This window comes from Kribbella sp. CWNU-51 (assembly GCF_054073265.1).
This window is the reverse complement of the sequence record NZ_JBSXMZ010000040.1, coordinates 225,552-246,504: the sequence shown is the minus strand read 5'-3', so window position 1 is coordinate 246,504 and position 20,953 is coordinate 225,552. Positions and strand designations below refer to the sequence as shown.

Below are 20,953 nucleotides of genomic sequence, written 5' to 3'. Positions count from 1 at the left end.
CCGAGAGCGCCGCACCTCGGACAATTCCCTGCTGGGTATGGATTGTCGGTGCGATGCGCTAGACAGAGAACATGTTGACCTCGCCGCACCCATCCGACCTGTCGAACGGCCTCCGGCTGTGGCGGAACCGTCGGAGGGTGAGTCAGCTGGAGCTCGCGCTCCGGGCCGGCACGACACAGCGCCACGTGAGCTTCATCGAGAGCGGCCGCTCGGTCCCCGGCCGCGACATGGTCATCCGCCTCGCCGAGTCCCTCCAGGTCCCGCTACGTGACCGCAACGCGCTGCTCCTGGCCGGCGGCTACGCCCCGGCGTACGACGAGACGCCGTACGACGGACCGGGGCTCGGGGCGATCCGGACGGCGCTGACCGGGATCCTCGAGGGGCATCGACCGTACCCGGCGGTGGTCGTCGATCGACGCGGCGACCTGGTGCTGGCGAACCGTGCCTTCCACGCGCTGACGACGGGCGTCTCGGCCCACCTCCTCACGCCGCCCGTCAACATCCCCCGCCTCCTTCTGGACCCCTCCGGCCTGGCTCCCCGTATCGTCAACTTCGCGCAATGGGCCTGGCACGTGATCGACGCCCTGACCCGCGAAGCCGCGCAGAACCCGACACCCGAGTCCGACGCCCTGATCCAGGACCTGACCGCCCTGATCCCACCGCGCCCAGAGCCGGCGCCCGGGCACCTGGGATTCGCGGTCCCGCTCTGCCTCCGCTCCGAGTACGGCGACCTGCGACTGATCACGACCCTCACCCGCTTCGGCACAGCGGTCGACGTCACGGTCGCCGAGCTCCGCATGGAAGCGTTCCTCCCGGCAGACGACCAAACCACCAAGGCCCTCCGGGCCCTGGACCCCACCCACCCTGCCTGACCGGCTCGTCGTACCTCGGAGCGCCGGTTGGGGGGTGGTCCGCACTATGCTTCAGCGGGTTGGGGTGTGATTCGAGGAGAGGACGGCATGGTCACCGCGATCGTGTTCATCAAGGCCGACGTCGCACGGATCCCGGAGGTCGCCGAGCAGGTGGCGGCGATCGAGGGCGTCAGCGAGGTGTACTCCGTCACCGGCGGGCTCGACCTGATCGCGATGGTCAGGGTCGCCCACCACGACGACCTGGCCACCGTCATCCCGGACCACGTGAACCGGGTGCCCGGTGTGCTCAGCACCGAGACGCACATCGCGTTCCGCGCGTACTCGACGCACGACCTGGATGCCGCCTTCAGCCTGGGCCAGGAGGACGGTGTCTGAGGGCTGGGAAACCACGGCCCCGCTGACACGACCTGAAGTTACGGTGAGCGCATGAGCAACCCTCCCGAGGGCTGGTACCCGGACCCCACCGGCCAGCCGAACACCATCCGCTGGTGGAACGGGAAGCAATGGACGAATCGCACCCAGCAAGAAGACCTCGCCGCGACCCGCCCGGCAGACCCGAACCCCGCCGAGCCCACCACGGCCACCGCCGAGCCCGTCAACGCACAGACCGGCGGCCCGCAGCGGCAGCCCGCCGTGGTCCGGCCCGGCCCGTGGCAGCAGTCCGACGGTGAGGCGCGGTCCGCGGGCGGGGGGCAGTTCGATGGATCGCAGGAGTCAGGCGACACCGCGGACTCGGGCTGGTGGCAACAACAAGCCACGCCCCAACTATGGGCCAACGCCGAGCCAACCCAGTCGACCGGTGGGCCGCACCTGTCCGCGGTCGGACAGACCGAGAACACCACCGGCCCAGCCGACACCGAGACAGCCGCTGACGAGGATCCTGGAACCGACGAGGACGGCCTGACCCCGTTCGAACGCGCTCGCGCAACCTGGAACGCACCCGTCATCGCCCCCGCCCCACCAGAACACTGGACCCAACGCGAAGCCGTCCCCCTCGACGACCTCGCCGAGACAACCACCCAAGACCAGCCAAAGTCCTGGACCCTAAAACTCGCCCCACCCCCCGTCGACCACGACCCAACCGACACACCAGCCGACGAGCCCACGCAGGTCCAGCCCGCCTGGGGCGCCCAGCCCGAGGATCAGCACGATCCGCACACCTCGCAGCCGACAGACCACACCCAGCCATGGGGACCTGACGGAGTAAGCGACGACCCCACCCAGGTGCAGCCAGCCTGGAACGCCCAACCCGACCAGGACCACCAGACCTGGGCCACGCAACAGACCAACCAACCAAATGGTTGGAGCACCCAACAACCCGGCGAGGACCCCGACCCGGCACAAACCTGGGGTGCCCAGGAGAACGTCCAGCCCACCCAGTCCCGGGGCTGGGGCCTCCAACCGACCGGTGAAGACGCCGGCCACGCCCAGGACTGGGGCACGCAACAGACCGGCGAAGGCACCGGCCACGCCCAGGACTGGGGCACGCAACCGACCGGTGAAAGCACCGGCCGGGCCGAGGGCTGGGGCCCGCAGGAGGGCGGCGGGCAAGCCGGCCAAAGTCAGGGCTGGGCCGGACAGCAGAACGGCGTAGGCGCGGGCGAGGCTCCGGCGTGGGGCGCGCAGCAGACGGGTGGGCAGGACGAAGGCTGGGGCACGCAGGAAGCCGGACAGCAGGCTGGCCAAGCGCAAGCTTGGGGTGCCGAGCAGACCGATGCCGACCAGGGCCAGGCTCGGGGTGCGCAGCAGGCCAGCGATGACGCTGCCCAAGGCCAACCGTGGGGAGCTCAGCAGAACGGCGAGAGTGATCAGGGCCAGGCGTGGACTGCTCAGCAAAACGAGGCGCAGGGCAACCAAGCGCAAGGCTGGGGACCTCAGCAGCCTGGCGCGGACGGCGAGCATGGCCCGGCGTGGGGAGCTCAGCACGACGGCGCGCAGGGCAACCAAACGCAGGGCTGGGGAGCTCAACAGAGCGCCCAGGGTGAGCAGGGCCAGGGCTGGGGAGCTCAGCAGAGCGGGGTGCAGGGCGACCAGGCGCAAGGGTGGGCGGCTCAGCAGGGTGGGGATGATTCGGGACAGGCTGGTGGTTGGGCGCACGAGCAGGCCGGGACCGACCCGTGGCAGCCGACTTCGGATGGCGGCGGCTGGGGGGTGGGCGACCAAGGCGGCCAGGGAGCTGGTGCGCCGTGGGGTGGAGACGAACAGCAGGCAACTGCCAACGGTCGGAGTGGTGGACAACAGACCGGCGAGGCTTGGGGTGCGCAGCAGGCGAGCGGTGAGTCCTGGGGTAGCCGCCAGCCCAGCAACGGCCAAGGGTCGGAGGGCGGGACTGAGGGCTGGGGTGCGCAGCAGGCCGGCGGGGAGTCCTGGGGTGGCGGACAGAACGGCGGCCCGGGCTCGGGTGATGGGCAGGAGGGTGCCGCGGCTTGGGGTGGGCAGCAGGCGACGGGTGCTGCATGGGGTGGTGGGCAGCAGAGTGGGGCTGTGGCGTGGGGGGCGCAGCAGGCGGTTGGGGGGCAGGAGACCGCTCCTCGGGCTTGGGGGGAAGAGGATGAGGCCTGGGGTGGCGGGCAGCAGGAGCTGAGCTCGGGTGGGGCTGGGCGCGGGGGGAAGCGGGAGAAGAAGGGCAAGGGGGATGGTGGCGGGCCTTCGGGGATGAAGGTGCCGTTGATCATCGGCGCGGCGGTTGCCCTGGTGATGTTGGTGATTGCGGCGGTGTTCCTGATCGCCAACCCGGGCAGCGACAAGAAGGCGGGACCGGACACCACCGGTACGCCGACCGCGCAGCCGACCGGCAGTCAGCCGACGAACCAGAGCAGCTCCAAGCCAGGGCAGTCGAAGAACCCGAAGCTGCACGAAGGCGCGCGCATCTCGTCCGACGCGATCTCGTTCCCCCGTCGTACGCCGCCGTGGTCGGACCGCAAGCGGTTGGTGCCGCAGTTGCTCGACTCCAGCGGGCAGTACGTCGTACTGCAGGAGAAGTTCGACGGGACGAACGACTGGTACGCCGACATCTTCGTCGGCGCGCTGGGGACCGGCTCGGGCTTCAACGGCGACCCGAAGGCGACCGCGGCGGCGCTGTCGATCCAGCTGCGGACCTCCATGTACGGCGACATCCCGGTGACGTTCAAGACAGTGGCCAACGGTGCGGTGAAGCGTTCGGACAAGTCGGGCTGGTTCTTCCAGCAGACGGTGACCGTGAAGTCGGCCAGGGTGACCGCTCGAGTGCTTACCCTGACTGTGGCCGTTTTCGACCTCGGTGACGGCACTGCAGTCGCGTACATCAGCGACATCCCCAACACCCGGCCGGATCTGAGGGCGGCCGAGAGTCAGGCCTACAAGGGAATCAACGTTGGCTGAGAACGAAAACCAGACCCCACAACCGCCCCAGCGGCAGCCCGCCCGCCACAGTGCGCCCCCACGTGGCTCCGGCGACATGCCGCAGTACGGCGACCAACCGCAGGCCCACGCGCCGACCCCGCCACCCGTGGTCCCGTCGGCCCCCGGCCCGGTGCCGCCCTCCGGCGATCCACTAGCCGGCGCACCCCAAGCCCCACCCACACCAAACCCACAGTCCGCGCTGTCGGGGCAGTCTGCGGTATCCGGGCAGTCCGGGGCTGATGCGTTGGGTGGTGGGTCGTCCGATCCGTTGTTCGGGCAGTCGCCTGCGCCGGCACCGCCGCCCCCTCCCCCGCCGGCGCAGTCCGCCGGTGGCCGGCAGTCACCTGCTGGTACGCCGTTGCCCGCGCAACACCCGGGTCCGCAGCAGCCCTACCAGCAGCGCCCCGGGCAGCAACCTCCAGCGGCGCCACAACACTCGGCCCCGCAACACGCGGCGCCTCAGCAGCCGCCTGCCCAGCAACACTGGACCCAGCAACAGCCTTGGCCACAGCAGCAGGCCGACCCGCGGCAATCTGGCGCCCAGCAGGCCGGACCGCAACAGCGTGGCGGATGGCAGACCGGGCCGGGGCAGGCTGGCGGCCAGCAGCCCCCGTCGCAACAGCAGAGTCCCCAGCAAGCGGGCGCCCAGCAGGCCGGTGGGCAGCACGCCGGTCCGCAGCCCAACGCACAGCAACCCGGTCGGCAACAGCAGAGTCCCCAGCAAGCGGGCGCCCAGCAGGCGGGTGCGCAACAGGCGGGTGCGCAGCAGATGTGGGGTTCGCAGCAGCCTCCGTCGCGGCACGGTGGGCAGCAGCCGCCCGGGCAACAGTCGGCTGGCTACCAGCAGCAAGGTGGCTGGCAGCCCGGGCAGCCTCAGCACGCGCAGACACAACCCGGCCGGCCGCAGGTGGGGCCGCCTCAGCCAGATCAGCCGCAACCCTCGTACGTTGGGCCGCAGGCGCCCATCGGGCAACCCGGCTACCCGGCACACGGGCAGCATGGCGGGCAAGCGGCGTACGGGCAGTTGGCTGGTGGGCCGTCGCACGGTCGGCACGCCGGCCAGGCGGCGCACGCGCAGCAGGCGGGTCAGGAGGCGCACGGGCACGCTGAGTATGGGGTGACTGGGCGTGCGGGGCGCGGCGGGAAGGCGCCGATGGATCCTGGGACCAGGGCTCGGTTGGTGGGGGCGTTGGTGTTGGTACTGGCGGCGTTGGCGACCACTGGCTTGAGTGTCGGCTGGATCTGGAACAAGGCGGACGCGGTGTCCCCCGTCGCGTTGCCGTCGGGGAATCAGGCGCCGATCGAGACGGTCAGTCCGTCGGTGAAGCCGTCCGAGACGCCCACGCCGGTCGGCAAGGTGCTGGGCACCGAGATGCTTGCCGCGAACAACGACACGATGCCGATCATGAGTTCGGCCTGGACCAACTACGACGAACAGACCGGTCTGTGGGGCGGCGCGGCGATCTGGTTCGTCGTGCACAAGAACTACGACGGCAAGGACCACGACTGGGGTAACTACGCGGCATTCGGGCAGCTGGCCCCCGACATCCCGTACAAGAACACGGCGGCCGGCCTGAAGGAGGCCGCGGTGCAGGCGGGGTCGCGGGCGATCATCGGCCTGTACTCCAAGGACGTCAAGATCCTGCCCGGCACCACCCACAAGGCGATCACGGTCGGCGGCCATCCCGGCCATGAGCTCGTCGCCAAGGTCGTGGTGAAGGAGGCCGGCGTCAAGGAGACCTTCTCGACCGTGATGATCGCGGTGATCGACCGCGGCAACGGCACCGCGGACGTGGCCGTCGCCGACATCGCCGGGTCCACGCCGGCCTGGCAGAAGGTCTGGCGTTTCAAGGTCAGCCAGATCAAGATCAACGCATAACGTGCAAAGGGCCGGCGGGGACTCCCCCGCCGGTCAGCCGCGCACCTCGGCGCAGGCCGCGATCCACCGATCCAGGGTCTCCTTCGCCGCACCGGAGTCGATCGCCTCCGCGGCACGATCCATCCCAGTACGGATCCGGCTGGTGATGTCCCCCGGCAACGGCTCATAGGCCGCCAGCGCCGCCCCGGCGTTCAGCAGTACGACGTCCCGCACCGCCCCCGGCTCACCGTCGACCAGCGCCCGGACGACCTTCGCGTTGTACGACGCATCCGCACCCCGCAACGCGTCCGCGACGACCGGCTCGATCCCGAGTTCCCGCGGATCCACCGTGAACGGCCCATCCACCGACCCACCGCCGACGACCCACACCTGCGACGTCGTCCGCGTCGTCAGTTCGTCGAGCCCGTCGTCACCATGGAAGACCAAGGCGTCAATCCCACGCCGCGCCAGCACGCCGGCGATCAGCCCAGCGATCCGCTGGTCCGCAACGCCGACCGCCTGCGCCGACGGATCACCCGGGTTCGCCAGCGGTCCAAGCAGGTTGAACGTCGTCGGTACGCCGAGCTCACGCCGAGGTACGGCGGCATGCCGCAACGCCGGGTGGAACGCGGCAGCGAAGCAGAAGGTGATCCCGGCCCGCTCCCCCACCTCGGCGACCTGCGCGGCAGTGAGGTCGAGCGGAATGCCCAGCTCCTCGAGTACGTCGGCCGCACCGCACGCCGACGAAGCCGCACGGTTGCCGTGTTTGACCACCTTGGCGCCCGCACCCGCGGCGACGATCGCCGCCATCGTGCTGATATTCACGGTGTGGGCCTGGTCACCGCCGGTGCCGACCACGTCCAGCGTCCGGCCCGGCACCGACACCTTGCCGGCGAACTCCCGCATCGTCGCGACCAGGCCCTCGACCTCGGTCACGGTCTCGCCCTTGGACCGCAGCGCGATCACGAAGCCGGCGAGCTGCGCCGGCGACGCCGCGCCGGACAGGATCTGCTCCATCGCCCACGCGGTGGCGGATGCCTCCAGGTCCTCACGCCGCAACAACGGGTTGAGAACCTGCGGCCAGGTGTAATCCGACTCGGCCATCGTCCGTCAGGCAGTGGTGGCGGGCAGCGTGGCCAGCCGCTGCCGGAGCAGGTCCGCGGTGACCTCGGCCAGCCGGAGCGGGTCGATCGGATGCGAGACCGCGCCCTCGGCCCGCGACCAGGTCGCCAGCCAGGCGTCCTGCGGCCGGCCGGTCAGGACGAGCAGCGGCGGGCACTGGAAGATCTCGTCCTTCAGCTGCCGGGCGATGCCCATGCCACCGGCCGGCACGGCTTCGCCGTCCAGGATGGCCAGGTCGATCCCGCCCTTGTCCATGGTCTTGATCACGGCCGGCTCGGTCGCGCACTCGACGTACTCGATCTCGGGCAGATCGGCGGCCGGCCGCTTGCCCAGGGCCAGCCGGACGGACTCCCGCGTCGTACGGTCGTCGCTGTAGACCAGCACCTTCAGCGGACGCTCTGAACTCATCGATCCATCCCAAGCTGTGTTCTAAGAAGACTGGACACCGCGAATGCTACCGGGGTGGCTGCGCGGCCCGGCGAGCCTGTTCCTCCAACCGGTCCAGCCGGCGATCCTCCCGGCGCGCCTCGCGCTGCGACTCGCGCACCCACTGGACGAACAGTACGGCGAAGAACACCACGCCGATGAGGTCACCGGAGCCCCAGAGCAGGCCGCCGGCGATGTACTGGTCGCGCAACGGCGACGGCGGCCAGGAGCGGCCGAAACTCGTGTACCAGTCCTCGGCGATCAACTTGTTCGCGGACATGATCGTGATGCCGAGGAACGCGTGGAACGGCAGTGTGAGGAATATCAACAGCAGCCGGAACGGGTAGATCACGCGCCCCGGCACCGGGTCGATCCCGAGCAGCGGCCAGAAGAAGAGCGAGCCGACCAGGATGAAGTGGAAATGCAGCAGATCGTGCAACACCGTCGAGTGCAGGGTGGCGTCGTACCAGCCGCTGAAATAGAGCGCCCAGGGGCTCAGCACGAACAGCGCGAAGCCGACCAGCGGGAAGCAGAGCACCTTCGCGAGCCGTGAATGCAACACGGAGAGCAACCACTTCCGGGGACGCTGTGGAAGCGTCCGCAACGCCAGCGTGATCGGCGCGCCGAGCGCCATCGCCAGCGGGGTCAGCATCGACAGGATCATGTGCTGGACCATGTGCACGCTGATCAGCACCGTGTCATAGGTTCCCAGCGCCGATTGGGTCGCGATCAGGGCACTTCCGAGCCCGACGCCGACGAACGAGAACGTGCGGCCCCGGGACCACTTGTCACCCCGCTTGCGCAGCTTGTGGACGCCGTACAGATACAGGCCGCCGAGGACCACGATCACGCCGAGTAACACCGGCTCGAAGGTCCATGCCGTCAGCAACCGCAGCGGCGTGAACGGCTCGATCTGGTCGCCGGGCGTGGCGTGGAGGGGAAGCACGCTTCAACAGTAAGAACAACGAGTTGACGACATGCATGGGGGTGGTCGTGGCGGTTGATACCCGGACCGACATAATGACGGCGTGGCCACTGCAACCGCGCTCCCAGCGTCTCGTGAACACGGACACCACGACCGTCCCAGCATGGTCAGTGTCGGCACGATCGTCTGGCTCTCGAGCGAACTGATGTTCTTCGCCGCCCTGTTCGCGGCGTACTTCACGATCCGGTCGGTGACGACCGCTTCCGCCGTGCCCGGTCAGGAGACGCTCTGGGACTTCTCGACGTCGCACCTGAACGTCACGTTCGCCTCGGTGAACACGTTCATCCTGGTCGCGTCGTCGTTCACCTGCCAGGCCGGTGTGTTCGCCGCCGAGCACGGCAAGGTGGGCCGGACCGGCGCGCTGGCGAATCCGCGCAACTGGGGTATGCGTGAGTGGTTCATCCTCACGTACCTGATGGGCGCGACCTTCATCGCCGGCCAGGTCACCGAGTACGCGACCCTCGTCCACGAGGGCCTGACGATCTCGTCGTCGCCGTACGGATCGGTCTTCTATCTGGCCACCGGGTTCCACGGTCTGCACGTGACCGGCGGTCTCATCGCTTTCGTGTTCGTCCTGGCCAGGACGTACATGGCTCGTAAGTTCACCCACGAACAGGCCGTCTCGGCGATCGTCGTGTCCTACTACTGGCACTTCGTCGACGTGGTCTGGATCGCCCTGTTCGCGACCATCTACCTGCTCAAATGAGTGAGAAGAGACTTTCCTTGTCACCGGCGCGCTTCCTCTCCGCACGTCGACGGCACCGGTCAGCCGGCCTCGTCGTGCTCCTGTTCGGCCTCTTGGCAGTGGGATCGGCGTACGCCGCCTTCGCCCCTGACAACGCGGTCGCGGACAACTCGGCCCAGTCCCAGCAGATCGAGGAGGGCAAGAAGCTCTTCGCGGTCGGTTGCGCCAGCTGCCACGGCCTGAACGCCGAGGGCGGCAGCAACGGCGAGGGCAAGATGGCCGGCCCGTCGCTGATCGGCGTCGGCGCGGCCGCGGTCGATTTCCAGGTCGGCACCGGCCGGATGCCCGCCATGCAGACGGGCTCGCAGGTCCCGCGCAAGGTGCCGTCCTACACCGAGGCCGAGATCGAGGCGCTGGCCGCGTACGTCGCCTCGCTCGCCCCCGGCCCGGCGGTCCCGGGGCAGGAGTCGTACGACGTCAGCAAGGCGACCGACGAGCAGATCGTCCGCGGTGGGGAACTGTTCCGCACCAACTGCACGGCCTGCCACAACTTCGCCGGCCGCGGTGGCGCGCTGCCGAACGGCAAGTACGCACCGTCGCTGATGGGCGTCAGTGAGAAGCACATCTACGAGGCCATGCTGACCGGCCCGCAGCAGATGCCGGTCTTCTCCGACCAGGTGATGACGCCGCAGGACAAGCGCGACATCATCGCGTATGTGAAGTCGCTGCAGGAGCAGAAGGACCCGGGTGGCTTCGGTCTCGGCCGGCTCGGCCCGGTCTCGGAGGGTCTGTGGGGCTGGCTGGTCGGTATCGGCCTGCTGGTGTGTGTAGCGGTCTGGATCGGCGCCAAGGGCGTCAAGGCCAAGGGAGCGAAGGCCGAATGAGTCACGACGAGAACCTTCCCGCCGTGAAGGCGGACGAGGAGCACAGCCAAGTACAGGTGGCGGAGCCGATCCCGGACCCGGGCATCGAGCCGCACGAGTACCGGATCACCGACATCGACCCGAAGGCTGCCGACCGGGTCGAGCGCCAGGTGTCGACCATGTTCACCCTGGCCGCCCTGCTCGCGCTCGGCTCGTGTGTGGCGTACTTCGCCATCCCGCGGGACGGCCGGATCGTCTTCGGCCCGCTGTCCGGCAACGCGAACAACATGACGATCGGCCTGTGCCTGGGGCTGGCGCTGTTCCTGATCGGCGCCGGCGCGATCCAGTGGGCCAAGAAGCTGATGGTCGACGAGGAGATCTCCGAGGACCGGCACCCGGCGAACTCGTCGCCGGAGCAGATCGCCGAGATCACCGAGGCGTTCAAGCAGGGTGCCGCGGAGTCCGGCTTCGGCCGGCGCAAGATGATCCGCCGCTCGCTGATCGCTGCGATGGCCCTGCTCGGCCTGCCGGCCATCGTGCTGCTGCGCGACCTGGGTCCGCTGCCCGGCCGCAGCCTGTACAACACGATCTGGGCGAAGGGCATCCGGGTCGTCAACGACGTCACCGGCCGCCCGATCAGGCCGTCGGACATGGTCACCGGCCAGCTGGTCAACGGGATCCCGGCCAACCTCCTGGAGCTGCAGGAGGTGAGCGCGGTCGCGTACCAGAACCAGCGGGCGAAGTCCGCGGTGATCATGGTCCGGATCAGGCCGAGCGAGATCCAGACCCCACCCGGGCGGGAGAACTGGGGTGTCGACGGCATCCTGTGCTACTCCAAGATCTGCACCCACGCCGGCTGCCCGATCTCGCTGTACGAGCAGACCACCCACCACGTGCTCTGCCCGTGCCACCAGTCGACGTTCGACCTGGCCGACGGCGCCAAGGTCGTCTTCGGCCCCGCCGCCCGTCCGCTGCCTCAGCTACCCTTGGCAGTGGACAGTGAGGGCTACCTGGTTGCGCAGAGCGGCTTCCTGGAGCCGGTCGGCCCGAGCTTCTTCGAACGAGGGTGACTGCAGTGTCAGACAAAGAGTTCCCCGGACCGGTCAAGTATCTCGACGATCGCCTCGGGATCGGCAAGATCGGCCGGAAGAACCTGCGCAAGGTCTTCCCGGACCACTGGTCGTTCATGCTCGGCGAGATCGCGCTGTACAGCTTCATCATCCTGATCCTGACCGGCATCTTCCTGACCTTCTGGTTCAAGCCGTCGATGGCCGAGGTCGAGTACCAGGGCTCGTACAGCTTGCTCAAGGGCCTGCACATGTCCGACGCGTACGCCTCGACGCTGAACATCTCGTTCGACGTCCGCGGCGGCCTGCTGATGCGGCAGATCCACCACTGGGCCGCGGTGCTGTTCATCGCCGCGATGATGGTGCACCTGCTCCGCATCTTCTTCACCGGCGCGTTCCGCAAGCCGCGTGAGCTCAACTGGGTGATCGGCTTCACGATGCTGTTCCTCGGCATCATCGAGGGCTTCCTCGGGTACGGCCTGCCGGACGACCTGCTGTCCGGCACCGGTCTGCGGATCACCCAGGGCATGATCCAGGCGTCCCCGGTGATCGGCACGTATCTGAGCTTCTTCATCTTCGGCGGCGAGTTCCCCGGCGATCAGATGGTGTCCCGGTTCTTCACCGTGCACGTGTTGCTGATACCGGGGTTGATCCTGGCCCTCGTCACGGTCCATCTGTTCCTGGTCGTGTACCACAAGCACACGCAGTACCCAGGCCCCGGCCGGACCAACAACAACGTGGTCGGCTACCCGCTGATGCCGGTGTACATGGCCAAGGCCGGCGGCTTCTTCTTCGTCGTCTTCGGCATCACCGCGCTGATGGGCGCCCTGCTGCAGATCAACCCGGTCTGGCTGTACGGCCCGTACAACCCGTCAGAAGTGACGGCGGGATCCCAGCCGGACTGGTACATGGGCTGGCTGGAAGGCTCGGTGCGAATAATGCCCGGCTTCGAGTCGCACTTCTGGGGTATAACGCTCAGCTGGAACCTGATCATCCCGGCCCTGCTGATACCCCCTGCCTTCGTCACCTTGGTCGCGCTCTATCCGTTCATCGAGGGCTGGATCACCGGTGACAAGCGCGAGCACCACCTGTTGGACCGGCCGCGCAACCAGCCGACCCGGACCGGTATCGGTGCAGCCTTCATCACCTTCTACGGCCTGCTCTGGATCGGTGGTGGCAACGACCTGATCGCCACCCACTTCGGCGTGTCGCTTAACCACGTGACCTGGTTCCTCCGGATCGCAGTGTTCCTCGGCCCGGTGCTGGCGTTCTGGGCAACCCGGCGGATCGCGATCTCGCTGCAGCGCGCCGACAACGACCGGCTGCTGCACGGCCTGGAGACCGGTGTGATCGTCCGCTCCCCCGAAGGCAAGTACACGGAGCGGCACGAGCCGATCGGTACCTACGAGCAGTACTCGCTCACCGCCCGGGACCGGCAGTTGCCGCTGGACATCGGTCCGGAGACCGACGACAACGGCGTCCGCGCTCCACGCCGGGCCCTGAACAAGCTCCGCGCCCGGCTGTCCCGGTTCTACTTCGCCGACGCGATCCAGAAGCCGACCCGGGAGGAACTCGAGGAGGGTCACGAGCACGCCGCTCACGACGGTGACGAGATCCACGACCTGACCGAGACCGAGACCTACCGCGAGGTCACCAGCGACCGCTCCTGACGTCGTACCGAACGACAAGGCCCCGGCGTCGCCGGGGCCTTGTCGTTTATCCGAGCGCCTCGGCGGCCGCCGTCAGGTAGTCCTTGACCAGCGATTGGTCGCCGGGAGCAAGGGCTTGGGTGGTGGCGATCAGGCGGCCGAGGAGCGGGCCGAAGAACTGCCAGCCGAGGGCGATCGCGGTGTCGGAGACCTGGAGGTGGGCGCTGCGGCCGTCCGAGCGGCTTCTGAGGCGTTCGACGTGGCCGGCGGCCTCCAGGCGGTGGATCACGGCTGTCGTCGCCTGAGAGGTCATCCCCAGCTGCTGAGCGAGCCAGCTCGGCGTGGCGTCCAGACCGGCCCGTTCGGCGTCCAGGAGGCGGATCAGCGCCCGTACGTCGGTGCCGTGCAAACCGGTCGTCCGGGCGAACTCCCCCGCCGCCAGCTCGAGACGCACCGCGACTTCACGCAGCAGGTGCACCACCTCCAGCGCCGCCGCCCGCTCGGGATCGGCCGGCCGCACTCCTTCACGCATGCCGACAGATTACCTCACTGAGTGAGCTATTCTCGGCTCATGACCTTCCAGGACGCGTACGACGCCCTCCTCGCCCGCTGGGACGTCCCGGTGGAACAACTCAACCTCGGCGGCACCCACGTGAACGCCTGCGGCCCCGCTGACGCTCCTCCGTTGGTCCTCCTGGCCGGGCATGGAGCCACCTCGACGGTCTGGTTCGCTGTCGCTCAGCACCTGGCGGAGGAGCGCCGCGTCTACGCCGTCGACCTGATCGGCGACGCAGGCCGCACGATCGGAACGCCACCCCGCACGGACGACGAGCTGATGACTTGGCTGACCGGAGTGCTCGATGCTCTGCACCTCGACCGAGCCACGCTGGCCGGACATTCGTACGGCTCACGGATCGCGCTCACTTACGCGCTTCGCAACCCGGGAAGAGTCGGCAAGCTCACACTGATCGATCCGACGGAATGCTTCACCGGCCTGAAGGCGAGCTATGTCGCCAGGGCTCTCCCCATGCTCCTGAAGCCCAGCCCGGCACGCATCGAGTCCTTCCTGCGCTGGGAGACGCAGGGCCTGCCGGTCACCCCGGACTGGTTGCGGCTGGCCGGACTGGCCGCTCTCGAGCCCACCACCCGACCGGTGCGGCCGCCGAGGCCGGCACTGGCTGACATCGAGCGCTTGGACTGCGAGCTCGTTGTCGTCGTCGCTGATCGCAGCAAGGCGCATGACCCCGACGAGGTCGCCCGGCGCGCCAGTGCCGCCGGGGCGAGCGTCGTACGGATCGCGACCGCCACCCACCACTCGCTGCCGGAGTTGCATGCCGAGGAACTGGCCGGGGCCTTGCTGCGAGCAGGGGCGAAGGGTTCGTAGCTTCCGTCTCCTCAGGTGTGTGGGCTCCTTGGGCGGCCACCGATCCGGACGAGCAGTGAGAGGCCGAGTTCGCGGCCGGACGTGATCCCGCCGGGACGGAGGAGCAAGGTCAGCAGCAGCGTCAGGGCGAGGATCAGTTGCTGGATACCAGGGTGCGGAGCCAGCTCGAGCGGGCCCACGTCGCCCCCGGCCTCGATCCTTCGGAGCAGCTCGGCCAGCATCGAGATGAACAGGGTCCCGATGACGGCGCCGCTCAGGCTTCGGATTCCGCCGACTATGAGCATGAGCAGTGTGAGCAGCGTGAGCTGGAGGTAGACGTCACCCGGGGTCAGCGCTCCGAGGAAGTGGGCATACAGGCCACCGCCGACACCGCACACGAACGCGCTGATGACGAATGCGATCGAGCGGTCGCGACGGATGCGGACCCCCAGCGCGGCGGCGGCGACGGGATCCTCGCGGGAAGCACGCAGCCGGAAGCCGGACCGGCTCAGTTGGTAGGCCAGGGCGACGGCGATCGCGCCGATGAGCCAGGGGACGGTGGCGCCGATGGTGAGATCGGCCGGGATCCCGACGATCCCCTGCGAGCCGCGCGTGACCGCATCCCAGTTGCTGATCACGACGTTGACGCTGATGAGCAGCGCCAGGCTTGCGATGCCTGCCGCCATCCCATCAAGCCGCAGGATCACCAGCGAGAAGACGGCTCCGAGCAGGAGGGAGAGCAGACCGGAGATGAGCAGCGCCGCGGGGAGGCTGAGCTCGAGCGCCGCGAGCCACCCCGGAAGCGCGGGCAGCAGGGCGTGCTTCAGGTTGTGGGGAATGGTCGTCAGCGCGGTGACATACGCACCCACGGCGACGAACACGACGTGGCCGAAGGACAGCACGCCTGAGTTGCCGACGAAGATGTACGTGCCGACGGCGATGACACCCATCACGAGCATCTGCGTGGCTGTCCGCTGGGTCGTCTCCGAGCCGGTCAGTGCCAGGCCACTGACCGCCAGCACCAGCAGCGTGCAGACGACGGCGGGGGCGCTGCGTGCGAGCACGGAGGTCCGCGGGTGCGTCATACGCGCACCGCCCCAGGGCGGCCCGCGATGCCATGCGGCCGGAACAAGAGGATCACGACGATCCCGAGGTACACCAGGGCGTCTCGGTACGGCGCCATCTCGCTGGGCAGATATGCCTGCAGCATCACCGAGAGCAGGGCGAGGACGAACGCGCCGAGAGCCGCCGCCCACAGCCGGCCGAGCCCACCGAGCACGACCGCGACGAAGCCGATGAGCACCGGACTCAAGCCCATGGCCGGCGTCAGCGTGCCCGTCCTCGCGACCAGGAAGATCGCCGCGATCGCCGCGAAGGCGCCGCTCATCCCGAACGCGGCAGCGACGACGAGGTTGGCGCGCACCCCGAGCGCACGGGCCATTCTGAAGTCCTCGGCCGCAGCGCGCATCTGGACGCCGAGCGGCGTCGCGCGCAGGAACCACGCGAGCCCCAGCAGCAGCACCGCGGTGACACCGACGATCGCGATGTCGAGCTTGCCGACGGACAATCCGGCCACCTCCACGCTCGCTCCGAGGCTCCCGAGCACGTCGGCGCTCTTCGGGTTGGCGCCCTCGAACAGCAGGACGCCGCCCTGGATGAACAGGCTGAGGGCGAAGGACGTCATCAGCAGCGTCTCCCCGGTCGCCCCGCGCACGGAGCGGAAGGCGAGCCGTTCCATCGCAAGCCCGGACCCGATGACGACGGCCACGACGAGTACCGCCGCCACGGCGAAGGGCAGCGCGGCGAACCACAGCAGCGCGTACCCGCCGATCATGATCAGCTCGCCGTGAGCGAAGTTGATCAGTCCCATGATGCTGAACAGCAGGGCGATACCGACGGCGATCAAGGCGTCGAGGCTGCCGAGGCTGAGCGCGTTGACGAGGTTCTGAGCCATCGCGCTCACCCCATGCCCAGGTGCTTGGCCCGGAACGACGGGTTCCGCAGCAGTTCGCTGGGCTCGTCCACCCGCTCGATCACGCCCCCGCGCAGCGAGAACAGGTGGTCGGCGAGCTTCACCGCCCGCGCGACGTTCTGCTCGACGAGGAGGATCGTCCGCCCCTCGTCGCGCAGCGCGGCGAGATTGGCGAACAGGTCGTCGAGCACCACCGGAGCGAGCCCGAGCGAAGGCTCGTCGAGGATCAGCAACTCTGGCGCGGCGACCAGCGCCCGTCCGATCGCGAGCTGCTGGCGCTCGCCGCCCGACAGCACCGCGGCGCGCTCGGAGAGGCGATCCGCCAGCGCGGGAAAGTGCCGCAGGGCCAGCCGCACCCGCTCCGAGACATCGACGCCTCCGGCCAGCGCGCAGCCGGCCAGACGGAGGTTCTCACCGATCGACAGCGTCCGGAACACGCCGCGCGACTCCGGGACGAACGCGATGCCCGCCCGGGCCCTGCGCTCCGGCGCCCAGTCCGTGATGTCCGCGCCGCGCCAGCGGACCGTTCCGCTCCGCGATCGCACCAAACCTTGGATCGCCTGCAGGATGCTGGACTTGCCGGCCCCGTTCGGACCGACGACCGCGACCACGTCGCCTCGTTCGATGCTCAGCGAAACCCCTTTCACGGCGTCGATCGGCCCGTACGAGACCTGCAGGTCGGAGATCTCGAGCAGCGTCATCCCATCGCCTCCGCCCCCAGGTACGCGGACACGACCTCGGGATCTGTCCGGATCTCGTCGGGGCTGCCGACCCGGAGCGTGACGCCGTGGTCGAGGACATGCACGCGATCGCACAGACTGAGGATCATCCGCACGTCGTGTTCGATCACGACGATCCCGCAGCCGAGCTCCTCGTGAATCTGCCGCACGGTCTGTGCCATCGCGACGCTCTCGTCGTCGTTGAGGCCCGCCGCCGGCTCGTCGAGCAGGAGCACTCGTGGCCGAGCGCACAGGGCGCGGGCCATGCCGAGGCGCCGCTGCACTCCGTACGGCAGGTCGCGGGCGAGGACATCGGCGCTCTCATCGAGGTCGAGCCGGTCCAGTGCCTCGCTCGCACGAGCGCGCGCGGCCGCCCAGGTTCCGCCGCAGCTGACCACCGCCGCCTCGCAGTTCTCGCGCACTGTCATCTGCGGGAATAAGCGGACGTCCTGGAACGTGCGGCTGATGCCCGCCCTCGCCCGACGGGGTGGATCCCAGCCAGTGATCCGCAGGCCGTCGAGCTCGACCTCGCCCGTAGTGGGGCGCTGGAAGCCCGACAGCACGTTGAGCAGCGTCGTCTTCCCGGCCCCGTTCGGCCCGATCAGCCCGAGGATCTCGCCGTGGTCCAGCTCGAGTCCGACGTCGTCCAGCGCGCACAGTCCGGCGAAGCGCACGGTCACGTGGCTCGTGCACAGCAGCGGCCGCATCGGGCTCAGCCTTTCGCGATCTTGCGTCCGCCGGCGTACATGGCGACCGGGCTGACCCGGCCTCCGTCGACGCCCATGATCACCGCGGGACGGTCGGTCACGATGTGCTGCGTCGCGCTGTACCCTGCGGGACCGGCGATCGTCTCGTACGACGCCAGACCGTCGATCGCCTTCGCCAGCGCGGCGCCGTCGGTGGTCTGAGCCGTCTCGATCGCCTTGGCGATCACCTGGATCGTCGCATAGCCGGTGAGCGCGTAGGCGGTGACAGCCGGCTCGCCGAACTTCGCCTTGTAGCGCGCGAAGAAGTCGTTCACATCCGCGCGCGGATCACCGCCGTACAGCGACCCGAAGGCGTCGTAGTAGAAGTTCTTCAGGTTCGGAACGCTCTGCAGCCAATAGTTGCCGTCCATGGCGATGTTCGACGTCACCGGGATGTCGACGCCCGCAGCTCGGAGCTGACGCAGAGCCGTGGCCGCTCCCGGGTTGTAGCTGCACAGCTCGAGCACGTCGGCGCCGGACTCCCGCAGCCGCGCGATCTGGCCGGCGAACGACGCGTCATTCTGCTGGATCGTTTCGGTCCCGACCACCTTGGCCTGCGGCTGGGCACTGAACCTCGACTCGAACGCGGCGCAGGTCTCCTTCGTGTGCGTGATGCTCGGATCGAGCCAGAGAAACGCCTTCCGGTAACCCTTGTCGTACGCGAACTGGGCGACGTTCTCCGCACCGGCCGCGCTCTTGGTGCCCATCGAGTACGCAAGCGGTCCCAGCGTGGGCACGTCGAACTGCGAGGAGCCCGCACAGGGCGACACCGCCACAACGTTCTTGCTGGTCGACGCGATGGCAGCGGGACTGCCCAGGTCGAAGTCGCACGTGACGAGCATGACCTGCGCCCCGTGCGACAGCAGGTCGAGCCCCACGGTGGTGCCGAGCGCCCGGTCGGACTTCGTATCGCCGTACTTGAGCTCGAGGTGGTGGCCCAGGACGCCGCCGTGGGCGTTGATGTCCGCCACGGCCAGCTCGGCGCCGCGAGACGGCCCGAGGTCGTACGCCGCAGCGAACCCCGAGCGCGCGACCGCCATTCCGATGACGATCGACCCGTCCGGCAACTTCGCCTTCGCGGACGATCGCCCTGAGTCAGCAGGGCCGCCGCAGCCGGCGGCCACGGTCAACCCAAGGATCCACACAGTCAGGAGAACGACGATTCGGCGCATCGCAAATTCCTTGATCTCGAGGGCGAGCTTGGCATTTGCAATCTAAGGCACTGAAATCTCAATGTCTAGCATCAGATATCTCAACTGCTCGGATCGGTGGACCAGGCCGGTTCGGGCTCCTGACCTGACTCGTGCCGGGGTGCCGCCGGGGGGATCCGCGGCCAGGTGCCGTGGGAGGTGCTCGCTGGGTCCTCCGCGGGTCGAACCGTCGTCCAGGGTCGCGGACCCGGCCGCCGAGCTTTGTCGAGCCCGTCGAGTTCTTTACGGAGATTGCTCGCCCGATCCCGAACAATGCGGCGTCTGCCATTTCGGAGGCATTCTTCGGGTCGCCAAAGGGAATGTGTAGCTGCACAATTCCGTAAACGTCGTGCGCAACTCCGGCAAACTGCGCCCGGCCGGCCGGCGCCACGGAGGTAGCCGGCGCACAGGCGCGTTCGACCGTTCCAGGCAAGGAGAGTTCCACCGCCTGGCAAGGTCGGCAGTCGGCGCGGCCACACGTTGTATGTGACCGTAGTCACTAATATTCGAGCCTCATTCGCCGGGACCGCGCACGTGCCCATCTGCCAATACTCGCCGTGCGCCGCTAAAACCCCCGCGATAACAACACCGAATGGGTCACTGACGGGAAGGCGCCGGCCAACACGACAGCTGCCCGCAGGCTTGTCGCATCTCCGCTGTGGAGGTGTGACTAGCCTGCGGGCAGCCGATGCTCTGGCGTCAGGAGAGGGCGGAGCCGGCCTTGTAGGCGGCCCAGGTGGTGTTCCAGTCGGTCCAGCCGTTGCCGGGCTCCATGTGGCGGGCGGTGCCGGTGACGGTGACGGGGTCGCCGCGCAGCGTCTGGTTGAAGAACCACTGGGCGTCCGCGAGGCTCATGCCGACACAGCCGTGGCTGACGTTGGCGCTGCCCTGGCTGCCGGCCGACCACGGCGCACCGTGGATGAACTCACCGGAGCTGGTCACCCGCTGGGCCCACTTCACGTCGCTGATGTTGTAGTAGTTCGGGTCGCCCGGCTTGATGCCGATCGTCGCGGCGTCCATCCGCTTGGTGGTGAACTTCTCCATGATCACCTTCACGCCGCTGCGGGTGGTGAACCCGTCCTTGCCGGCGGTGATCGGGATGGTGCGGGCCAGCTTGCCGTTGATCGTCACAGTCATCGAGTGCTTCTTGACGTTCACGGTGCTGACGACCGACTTGCCGATCGAGAACGCGATCTTGCGGCTGCTCGTGCCCCAGGTGTTGTTGCCGGCGTTGACGCCCTGGGTGTCGATGTTGACGCTCACCTTGGTGCCGGCCGGCCAATAGTTCATCGGCCGGTAGTTGACCTGCTTGCTGTTCACCCAGTGCCAGGTGCCGGTGACCGGCACCGAGGTGGTCACCTTCAGCCGCTTCTCCACCGCCGCACGGTCCTTGACCGGGTTGTTCCAGTAGATCTGGATCGGCAGCGCGACGCCGACGGTCTCACCGTTCAGCGGGACGACCGAGGCCTTCAGGCTCTTCGTGGCCTTCAGCGTCCTGAAGTTCGAGCTGATCGGCACGGTCCCGCCGTCGGTGCCCTCGGCGGAGCCGCTCAGGGTGTACGACGCGCCCGGCTTGAGGTGGTCCGACGAGGTCCACTGGGTCTTGTCCGTGTTGAAACTGCCGTCGACCTTGTCGCCGTCGTCGTCCTTCAGCGTGACCTCGGACAGCTTGCCCTGGGACGTGGACACGGTCACCGGCTTGTCCGGCTGCACCGACGACGCGCCCTGGGCGGGCACGATCGTGAGATTCGCCGCGGCCGGATCCTCCGACGGGGTGGTCGACGCGCCCGGGGTCGTCGACGCGCCGGGGGTGCCATTGCCCTGCGTCGTGGACGCACCAGGCGTTGACGGGCTGTTGCCGCCCGCCTCCGTGTCGCTGCACGCCGTACCGGCCAGCAGCAGGACACAGATCCCCGCCACGGCAAGGCCGTGCTTCCTCACCGAACCGCTCACCATTCCCCAGCTCTCCCCTGTTTGGTCAAACCGCCGCAAGGGTAACCCGCCAAACGGACAGTTCCGTGCAACGCACCGCCACCGGAGTGGTACGGACCACAA

General features: G+C 68.7%; 20 protein-coding genes. 9 read left to right on the top strand and 11 right to left on the bottom strand.

Annotated features, from left to right (window positions below; all coding sequences use genetic code 11):
- Positions 1-71: 71 nt before the first annotated feature.
- The 3 genes from ACXC9Q_RS33590 to ACXC9Q_RS33580 all read left to right on the top strand — a co-directional run bounded on the left by ACXC9Q_RS33590 (position 72) and on the right by ACXC9Q_RS33580 (position 4,232).
- On the top strand, positions 72-872 hold the full coding sequence (locus tag ACXC9Q_RS33590) for an MmyB family transcriptional regulator (RefSeq protein WP_457060674.1): 801 nt from the start codon (positions 72-74) through the stop codon (positions 870-872).
- Between the two features lie 87 nt (positions 873-959).
- A complete protein-coding gene (locus tag ACXC9Q_RS33585) occupies positions 960-1,247 on the top strand; it encodes an Lrp/AsnC family transcriptional regulator (RefSeq protein ID WP_328521881.1) in 288 nt (95 codons plus the stop codon).
- A 51-nt stretch (positions 1,248-1,298) separates the two neighbouring features.
- The gene (locus tag ACXC9Q_RS33580) at positions 1,299-4,232 is read left to right on the top strand and encodes a hypothetical protein (RefSeq protein ID WP_457060673.1); all 2,934 of its coding nucleotides are present in this window, start codon (positions 1,299-1,301) and stop codon (positions 4,230-4,232) included.
- Between the two features lie 361 nt (positions 4,233-4,593).
- Here the strand turns inward: ACXC9Q_RS33580 and ACXC9Q_RS33575 are convergent, their stop codons facing one another.
- Positions 4,594-5,133: a hypothetical protein gene (locus ACXC9Q_RS33575; RefSeq protein WP_457060672.1), complete on the bottom strand. Its 540-nt coding sequence runs from the start codon at positions 5,131-5,133 to the stop codon at positions 4,594-4,596.
- A 312-nt stretch (positions 5,134-5,445) separates the two neighbouring features.
- On the opposite strand from ACXC9Q_RS33575, the gene ACXC9Q_RS33570 reads away from it, so the two are divergent.
- Positions 5,446-6,132: a hypothetical protein gene (locus ACXC9Q_RS33570; RefSeq protein ID WP_457060697.1), complete on the top strand. Its 687-nt coding sequence runs from the start codon at positions 5,446-5,448 to the stop codon at positions 6,130-6,132.
- Positions 6,133-6,165: 33 nt separating this feature from the next.
- On the opposite strand, the gene trpD is transcribed toward ACXC9Q_RS33570, so the two are convergent.
- The 3 genes from trpD to ACXC9Q_RS33555 are packed head-to-tail and all read right to left on the bottom strand — an operon-like array spanning position 6,166 to position 8,605.
- The gene (trpD, locus tag ACXC9Q_RS33565) at positions 6,166-7,215 is read right to left on the bottom strand and encodes an anthranilate phosphoribosyltransferase (protein ID WP_457060671.1); all 1,050 of its coding nucleotides are present in this window, start codon (positions 7,213-7,215) and stop codon (positions 6,166-6,168) included.
- Between the two features lie 6 nt (positions 7,216-7,221).
- Entirely contained in the window at positions 7,222-7,641 is a 420-nt protein-coding gene (locus ACXC9Q_RS33560; RefSeq protein ID WP_457060670.1) for an Rv3143 family two-component system response regulator, read from the bottom strand.
- 46 nt (positions 7,642-7,687) lie between these two features.
- On the bottom strand, positions 7,688-8,605 hold the full coding sequence (locus ACXC9Q_RS33555) for a cytochrome c oxidase assembly protein (RefSeq protein WP_457060669.1): 918 nt from the start codon (positions 8,603-8,605) through the stop codon (positions 7,688-7,690).
- A gap of 82 nt (positions 8,606-8,687) precedes the next feature.
- Between ACXC9Q_RS33555 and ctaE the strand changes: the two genes are divergently transcribed.
- From ctaE to qcrB, 4 genes are read left to right on the top strand one after another with little or no spacing between them, the layout of a single operon-like run.
- Complete coding sequence (gene ctaE, locus ACXC9Q_RS33550) at positions 8,688-9,350, top strand: aa3-type cytochrome oxidase subunit III (RefSeq protein WP_405065797.1); 663 nt, start codon at positions 8,688-8,690, stop codon at positions 9,348-9,350.
- Positions 9,347-10,213, top strand: coding sequence for a cytochrome bc1 complex diheme cytochrome c subunit (gene qcrC / locus ACXC9Q_RS33545; protein WP_457060668.1), 867 nt, complete (start codon positions 9,347-9,349; stop codon positions 10,211-10,213). The genes ctaE and qcrC overlap by 4 nt, the downstream gene beginning before the upstream one ends.
- Complete coding sequence (gene qcrA / locus ACXC9Q_RS33540) at positions 10,210-11,262, top strand: cytochrome bc1 complex Rieske iron-sulfur subunit (protein WP_457060667.1); 1,053 nt, start codon at positions 10,210-10,212, stop codon at positions 11,260-11,262. The genes qcrC and qcrA overlap by 4 nt, the downstream gene beginning before the upstream one ends.
- Positions 11,259-12,929 carry a cytochrome bc1 complex cytochrome b subunit gene (gene qcrB / locus ACXC9Q_RS33535; RefSeq protein WP_457060666.1) on the top strand — a complete coding sequence of 557 codons (1,671 nt, stop codon included), beginning with the start codon at positions 11,259-11,261 and terminating at the stop codon, positions 12,927-12,929. Before qcrA ends, qcrB begins: the two co-directional genes overlap by 4 nt.
- Positions 12,930-12,975: 46 nt before the next feature.
- Here qcrB and ACXC9Q_RS33530 read toward each other — a convergent pair whose 3' ends face one another.
- Positions 12,976-13,440, bottom strand: coding sequence for a MarR family winged helix-turn-helix transcriptional regulator (locus tag ACXC9Q_RS33530; protein WP_457060665.1), 465 nt, complete (start codon positions 13,438-13,440; stop codon positions 12,976-12,978).
- Positions 13,441-13,479: 39 nt separating this feature from the next.
- On the opposite strand from ACXC9Q_RS33530, the gene ACXC9Q_RS33525 reads away from it, so the two are divergent.
- Positions 13,480-14,292 carry an alpha/beta fold hydrolase gene (locus ACXC9Q_RS33525; protein ID WP_457060664.1) on the top strand — a complete coding sequence of 271 codons (813 nt, stop codon included), beginning with the start codon at positions 13,480-13,482 and terminating at the stop codon, positions 14,290-14,292.
- 11 nt (positions 14,293-14,303) lie between these two features.
- Here ACXC9Q_RS33525 and ACXC9Q_RS33520 read toward each other — a convergent pair whose 3' ends face one another.
- The 6 genes from ACXC9Q_RS33520 to ACXC9Q_RS33495 all read right to left on the bottom strand — a co-directional run bounded on the left by ACXC9Q_RS33520 (position 14,304) and on the right by ACXC9Q_RS33495 (position 20,839).
- Complete coding sequence (locus ACXC9Q_RS33520; protein WP_457060663.1) at positions 14,304-15,356, bottom strand: branched-chain amino acid ABC transporter permease; 1,053 nt, start codon at positions 15,354-15,356, stop codon at positions 14,304-14,306.
- Positions 15,353-16,225 carry a branched-chain amino acid ABC transporter permease gene (locus tag ACXC9Q_RS33515; RefSeq protein ID WP_457060662.1) on the bottom strand — a complete coding sequence of 291 codons (873 nt, stop codon included), beginning with the start codon at positions 16,223-16,225 and terminating at the stop codon, positions 15,353-15,355. The genes ACXC9Q_RS33520 and ACXC9Q_RS33515 overlap by 4 nt, the downstream gene beginning before the upstream one ends.
- Before the next feature lie 5 nt (positions 16,226-16,230).
- The gene (locus tag ACXC9Q_RS33510; RefSeq protein WP_457060661.1) at positions 16,231-16,944 is read right to left on the bottom strand and encodes an ABC transporter ATP-binding protein; all 714 of its coding nucleotides are present in this window, start codon (positions 16,942-16,944) and stop codon (positions 16,231-16,233) included.
- Entirely contained in the window at positions 16,941-17,669 is a 729-nt protein-coding gene (locus tag ACXC9Q_RS33505; RefSeq protein WP_457060660.1) for an ABC transporter ATP-binding protein, read from the bottom strand. Before ACXC9Q_RS33505 ends, ACXC9Q_RS33510 begins: the two co-directional genes overlap by 4 nt.
- Before the next feature lie 5 nt (positions 17,670-17,674).
- Positions 17,675-18,880, bottom strand: a complete 1,206-nt coding sequence (locus ACXC9Q_RS33500) for an ABC transporter substrate-binding protein (protein ID WP_457060659.1) — start codon at positions 18,878-18,880, stop codon at positions 17,675-17,677.
- Positions 18,881-19,597: 717 nt separating this feature from the next.
- Positions 19,598-20,839 carry an Ig-like domain-containing protein gene (locus ACXC9Q_RS33495; RefSeq protein ID WP_457060658.1) on the bottom strand — a complete coding sequence of 414 codons (1,242 nt, stop codon included), beginning with the start codon at positions 20,837-20,839 and terminating at the stop codon, positions 19,598-19,600.
- Positions 20,840-20,953 lie beyond the last annotated feature (114 nt).

Excerpts from the sequence above, each read along its gene's own strand:
- trpD (WP_457060671.1), bottom strand. The coding sequence starts at position 7,215 with ATGGCCGAGTCGGATTACACCTGGCCGCAGGTTCTCAACCCGTTGTTG.
- qcrA (WP_457060667.1), top strand. The coding sequence starts at position 10,210 with ATGAGTCACGACGAGAACCTTCCCGCCGTGAAGGCGGACGAGGAGCAC.
- ACXC9Q_RS33515 (WP_457060662.1), bottom strand. The coding sequence starts at position 16,225 with ATGGCTCAGAACCTCGTCAACGCGCTCAGCCTCGGCAGCCTCGACGCC.
- ACXC9Q_RS33525 (WP_457060664.1), top strand. The coding sequence starts at position 13,480 with ATGACCTTCCAGGACGCGTACGACGCCCTCCTCGCCCGCTGGGACGTC.
- ACXC9Q_RS33500 (WP_457060659.1), bottom strand. The coding sequence starts at position 18,880 with ATGCGCCGAATCGTCGTTCTCCTGACTGTGTGGATCCTTGGGTTGACC.
- ACXC9Q_RS33585 (WP_328521881.1), top strand. The coding sequence starts at position 960 with ATGGTCACCGCGATCGTGTTCATCAAGGCCGACGTCGCACGGATCCCG.
- ACXC9Q_RS33560 (WP_457060670.1), bottom strand. The coding sequence starts at position 7,641 with ATGAGTTCAGAGCGTCCGCTGAAGGTGCTGGTCTACAGCGACGACCGT.
- ACXC9Q_RS33530 (WP_457060665.1), bottom strand. The coding sequence starts at position 13,440 with ATGCGTGAAGGAGTGCGGCCGGCCGATCCCGAGCGGGCGGCGGCGCTG.
- ACXC9Q_RS33580 (WP_457060673.1), top strand. The coding sequence starts at position 1,299 with ATGAGCAACCCTCCCGAGGGCTGGTACCCGGACCCCACCGGCCAGCCG.
- ACXC9Q_RS33590 (WP_457060674.1), top strand. The coding sequence starts at position 72 with ATGTTGACCTCGCCGCACCCATCCGACCTGTCGAACGGCCTCCGGCTG.
- ACXC9Q_RS33505 (WP_457060660.1), bottom strand. The coding sequence starts at position 17,669 with ATGCGGCCGCTGCTGTGCACGAGCCACGTGACCGTGCGCTTCGCCGGA.
- qcrC (WP_457060668.1), top strand. The coding sequence starts at position 9,347 with ATGAGTGAGAAGAGACTTTCCTTGTCACCGGCGCGCTTCCTCTCCGCA.
- ACXC9Q_RS33510 (WP_457060661.1), bottom strand. The coding sequence starts at position 16,944 with ATGACGCTGCTCGAGATCTCCGACCTGCAGGTCTCGTACGGGCCGATC.
- ACXC9Q_RS33520 (WP_457060663.1), bottom strand. The coding sequence starts at position 15,356 with ATGACGCACCCGCGGACCTCCGTGCTCGCACGCAGCGCCCCCGCCGTC.